The sequence below is a fragment of the Streptomyces sp. WAC05292 genome, assembly GCF_003949955.1.
GTDB classification, from domain to species: domain Bacteria; phylum Actinomycetota; class Actinomycetes; order Streptomycetales; family Streptomycetaceae; genus Streptomyces; species Streptomyces globosus.
In genome coordinates this window covers 1-4,673 of sequence record NZ_RPSE01000450.1, presented here as the reverse complement: position 1 = coordinate 4,673, position 4,673 = coordinate 1, and the positions used below count along the sequence as shown (strand labels likewise).

Below are 4,673 nucleotides of genomic sequence, written 5' to 3'. Positions count from 1 at the left end.
GGACTGGCGCATGCGCGATCCCTTCGGGGACCTTCGGGGACGTATTCCGGTCAGTCTCACGCGCCCGAGCGGGGAATTGCACACACCGACACGGATGTACGGGGCGGGTTGTCCCGCCGTCTGCCACCACAATGCGTTGCGGCGGAATACCGCCACGAAAGAACGACCCGGAGGAACCATGTCCATTCACCGGACCCGCATGCCCCTGACCGTCCTCGCGGCGCTGGCCGCGGCAACCGCTTTCGCGACGCCCGCCGGCGCGACGGTGTACGAGCAGGAGATTTCCGTCCACCCCTACGCGCAGCTCGCCGCGGACGGCACGATCACCCTTTCCGGGTCCTACACGTGCAACGCCGCATCACCCTCGGGGGCGATGCAGATCTCCGCGACGGTCGTGCAGGAGGGCACCCGCCTGACCACCACCGCCGAGGAGTCCCCCGTCTGCGACGGCACCGAGCGCGCGTGGCGCGGCACGGCCGGCACCCCGGAGAGCCTGGGCATCCCCGGCGGCATCCACGAGGGCGAGGCCCTCTTCGAGGCGCGGCTCCAGGAGATCGGCTTCTCCGGCGCGGGCCTGCTGCCCTCCTCGGTCGACGCGGTCGCCGTGGACAGCCGCCCCGGCGTCATCGGCGGGTAGTGCGGCTCCGAGGGTCGGCCGGAGCGCCCGCCGGCAGCCGCCGCTACCGGCAGGCGGGCGCCACGCCCGTCATGGACATCAACGCGACGGACCGGCATCCGGCGCCGCCCGCCGGGCTCCCGGCGGCCCCGGCGCGCTCGGCGACCTCCGGCACGACGGCCCCGAGCAGGAGCAGCGCCAGCAGCCCGCCGGCCGCGCGGCGCGCGCTCAGGCGGCGCGCGCTCACGCGGCGCCGCACGGAAGCTTCCTGTTCACGCCTGCCGCGTCGTACGCATTCGGTCTCATGAACCGCATCATCACCCCGCACACCACCCGCGACAACCTCGCGTGACGGCCGGATCACCATCCGTCGCGCTCTGATCCGGGGCCGTGCAGGCTGCCCGGCGCGTCGAACTCGCACCACACCGCCTTGCCGTCGCCCCGCGACTCCACGCCCCAGTGCGTGGCCAGCGCGTCCACCAGCAGCAGGCCCCGCCCGGTGGTCGCGGCCTCGCCCGGGGTCCGCCGCCGCGGCCAGACGCTGGAACGGTCCTTCACCCACAGCCGGATCCGCCGCACCGGCTCGGGCAGCACCTCCATCGTCAGCACCGCTCCGCCGTCCGTGTGCAGCAGGGCGTTGACCAGCAGTTCGCCCGCCGCCAGCTCCACGTCGTCCGCGAGGTCCGGCATGCCCCAGTCCCGCAGCGCCTGCCGCAGCGCGTAGCGGGCCTCCGACAGCCCCTCGGGGTCCGCCTGGTGGACGTACTGGTGGATCCGCGGCGCCCGGTGCGTGCCCGGGTCGGGGGCCCTGCGCAGCACCAGCAGTGCCACGTCGTCGCCGGAGCCCCAGCGCTCCCACAGCCGGTCGGAGAGGTGGTCGGCGAGCGCCCCCGCCTCCTGCGGGCCGCTGCGGACGGCGTGCGCGAGCGCCTCCATCCCCTGGGTGATCGTCGTGCCGGGCTCCTCCACCAGCCCGTCCGTGCACAGCACGAGCGTCTCCCCCGGCACCAGGTCCAGCCGCGTCTCGGGGAACTCCTCCTGCTCGAACGCCGAGGCCAGGCCGAGCGGCAGCCCGCCGCGCACCTTCGGCCAGCCCGTACGCCCGTCCGTGTGCCGGATGAGCGGCCCCAGGTGCCCGGCGCGCACGGCCCGTACGCCGCCGGTCTCCAGGTCGACCTGCGCGTACATGCACGTCGCGAACCGCTCGGTGTCCAGCTCGGCCAGGAAGCGGGAGGCCCGCGCCAGCACCGTGGACGGCGGATGCCCCTCGCCCGCGTACGCCCGCAGCGCGATCCGCAGCTGGCCCATGATGGCCGCGGCGTGCGTGTCGTGGCCCTGCACGTCCCCGACGACGAGGCCGACGCGGTCCCGGGGCAGGGCGATCACGTCGTACCAGTCCCCGCCCACCTCGCGCCCGCTCCACGCCGAGTGGTAGCGCACCGCGATCTCCCCGCCGCTGATCTCGGGGATGCGGCGCGGAAGCATCGAGGCCTGCAGTCCCGTCGCGAACTCGCGTTCCTGGTCGAACAGCAGCGCCCGCTGGAGGGACTGGGCGACGATGCCGGCGAGGCCCAGGCAGAGGTTCTGCTCCTCCGGGCTGAACTCGGTGCGCCGCCGGTAGAACAGCACGAGCCCGCCGATCGCCTTGGCCTGCGCGATCAGCGGCAGGTAGGCCGCCGCCTCGTAGCGGATCCGGCCCAGGTAGTCGGCCAGCAGGGGGAACTCCCCGGCCAGCTCCGCCAGCGAGGTGACGAACCGGGCCTGGCCGGTCAGGACGGCCCGGGAGAGCGGCAGCGAGCCGTCCAGCCGGGTGAACCTGCGCTCGGCGAGGATCTCCAGGGACTCCCCGCTCAGCGCGATGACCTTCATCGCGTCGTTCTCGACGAGGCTCAGCGCCAGCCCCTCCGCGCCGAGCCGCTCCAGCGCGCCCGCACCGGTCAGCGCCGCCGTGACGTCGTCGACGGTCACCGCCCGGGACAGCGCCTCCGTGGTCCGCTGCACGATCGTGGCCTGCCGCGCCCGCGCCGACTCCAGCTTCCGCAGCACGGTGGCGTGCGCGAGCTCCGCGGTCGCGTCGCGGACGATGCCCGCGATCCGGCGGGGCGCCCCGCCGCCGTCCCGCAGGATCCGGCCCTGGGTGTGGGTCCACTGGTCGACGCCGTCGCGGCGGCGCACCGTGAAGTACGAGCCGTACGTCTCGGCGCCCCCGTCCAGCGCGGCGCGCACCGCCTCCGCCAGCCGGTTCCCGTCGTCCGGGGGGATACGCACGCCGAGGCCCTCCGGGGTCCCGTCGAACTCGTCGGGATCCAGGTCGAACACCACGAGCCCGGACCCGTCCAGGGACAGCGTCCCGGCGTCCAGGTCCCACTCGAAGCTGCCCATGCGGTTCAGCGCGAGGCGCTCACCGGGGCCCGTCACCGCGCCGTGGCGGTTCCGTCCGGATCCGTCGTGCTCCGCCGCTGCCAATGGACACACACCACCTAACGGCCTGGCCAGCACGGCTGGGAGATCAGCCGCTCCCACTCCTCGTCAGGATGCCCCGGAAGGGTGCGGCCGGCCTCCCGCCAGCGCTCCAGGAGGGAGAGGTAGATCGTCGGACGGTCGGGGGCGGCGGGCGCCGAGCCGCCTTCGGACTCCCCCGACCAGTCTCCCCGCCGTGAACCCCGCACCGTGCACGAATCGCATGGAAGGGCCGAATGAGGGAGCCGTCAGCAGCCCCGCGAAGAACAGTCCCGGCCACGAGGACTCGAAACCGGAACTCAGCTCGGGCGTGCCGCCGGCCCCGACGGTGTCCAGCGCGTCCCGCAGCCGGGCGTCCAGCAGGTCCAGCCGCGCCAGGTCGGGGGCGAAGCCGGTGGCCGCGATCACGTGGTCGACGTCCAGGACGACGGACTCGCCGGCCGCGGTCGTCAGCCCGAGCCGGGTCCGGTCCCCCACCGCGACCGCACGGTGCAGCCGGTGCCCCAGCAGCACCGGCACGCTCTGCTCGAAGCGGTCCCGCAGCCACCACGCCCCGGCGGGCCCGAGCGCGGTGGCCGCGATCCGCTCGCGGTGCGCGGCGGGCAGTCGGCGCACGGCCCACGGCAGCTCGGCCCACGCCCAGGTGCGCCAGCCGCTGCCGAGGCCGCTGTGGGGGCGGCGCAGCGCCTGCACGGCGGGCCGCCGGAGCGGCGGGGGGACGGTGTTCCAGCCGATCCCGGGGCGCCTGGCGACGAGGCAGGGCCGGGCCCCGCTCTCGGCGAGCAGGGCCGCCGTCTCCAGGGCGGCCTGCCCGGCGCCGATCACCGCGACGTCCCGGCCCGCGAACCGCGCCAGGCAACGGTGGCCGGTGCTGTGCGAGTAGTGGCCGGGCGGCAGGGCGCGCAGGGCCTCCGGATGGCGTACGAAGGGCATGACGCCGACGGCCAGCGCGACCGTCCGGGCGAGCAGCGGCGGGCCCTCGGCGGTGCGGATGCGGAAGCCGTCGCCCTGCGGGGTGACCTCGGTGACCGTGACCTCCTCCACCTCCGGCACCGCCTGCCCCGCGAACCACAGGCCGTACTCGCTGAACGTGCCGATCGGCAGCGGGCGGCCGTGCTCCGCCGCGATCCCGCGGCCCGCGCAGAACTCGGCGAGGGTGTGCCGGCCTCCGGGCGCGGACAGGTTGGAGGCCCACGGCTCGGACTTCAGGAACATGCCCTCGGGCATGTGGTCCCGCCAGGAGGCCATGGGGCGCCCCAGCACCCGCACGCCGATCCCGGCCGCCGCCGCGTGCGCGGCGATCGACAGGCCGTACGGACCGGCGCCGACCACGACGAGATCGTCCATCCGGGTCACCGTTCTCCTTCCAGTCGCATGGGTCTCCCGCTGCTCGCCGCGGCGGTACGGGGGCCCCGAGCCGTGTGCGCCGTCACTTCCCGGCGCCCCTCCCGTCAAACACCGACACGCCGCGTGTCGCCCGCAGGGGGCACGGCGCGCCGGCTCCCGCCGTCACCGCGCCACCAGTTCGTCCGGCTCGGCGTCGGCCGCGCCCGGCGGGTCCGCAGGACCGGCCGGCGGGGGTACGGCGGGCGCGGCC

General features: G+C 75.5%; 4 protein-coding genes. 1 reads left to right on the top strand and 3 read right to left on the bottom strand.

The window, feature by feature from the left end:
* Positions 1-178 precede the first annotated feature (178 nt).
* Complete coding sequence (locus tag EF903_RS28970) at positions 179-637, top strand: DUF6299 family protein (RefSeq protein ID WP_125547971.1); 459 nt, start codon at positions 179-181, stop codon at positions 635-637.
* Positions 638-680: 43 nt separating this feature from the next.
* On the opposite strand, the gene EF903_RS28965 is transcribed toward EF903_RS28970, so the two are convergent.
* From EF903_RS28965 to EF903_RS28955, 3 genes are all read right to left on the bottom strand, one after another.
* Positions 681-875 carry a hypothetical protein gene (locus EF903_RS28965; protein ID WP_125547970.1) on the bottom strand — a complete coding sequence of 65 codons (195 nt, stop codon included), beginning with the start codon at positions 873-875 and terminating at the stop codon, positions 681-683.
* A 101-nt stretch (positions 876-976) separates the two neighbouring features.
* Complete coding sequence (locus EF903_RS28960) at positions 977-2,998, bottom strand: SpoIIE family protein phosphatase (protein ID WP_125547972.1); 2,022 nt, start codon at positions 2,996-2,998, stop codon at positions 977-979.
* A gap of 147 nt (positions 2,999-3,145) precedes the next feature.
* On the bottom strand, positions 3,146-4,423 hold the full coding sequence (locus EF903_RS28955; protein WP_125547969.1) for an NAD(P)-binding domain-containing protein: 1,278 nt from the start codon (positions 4,421-4,423) through the stop codon (positions 3,146-3,148).
* Between the last annotated feature and the right edge of the window lie 250 nt (positions 4,424-4,673).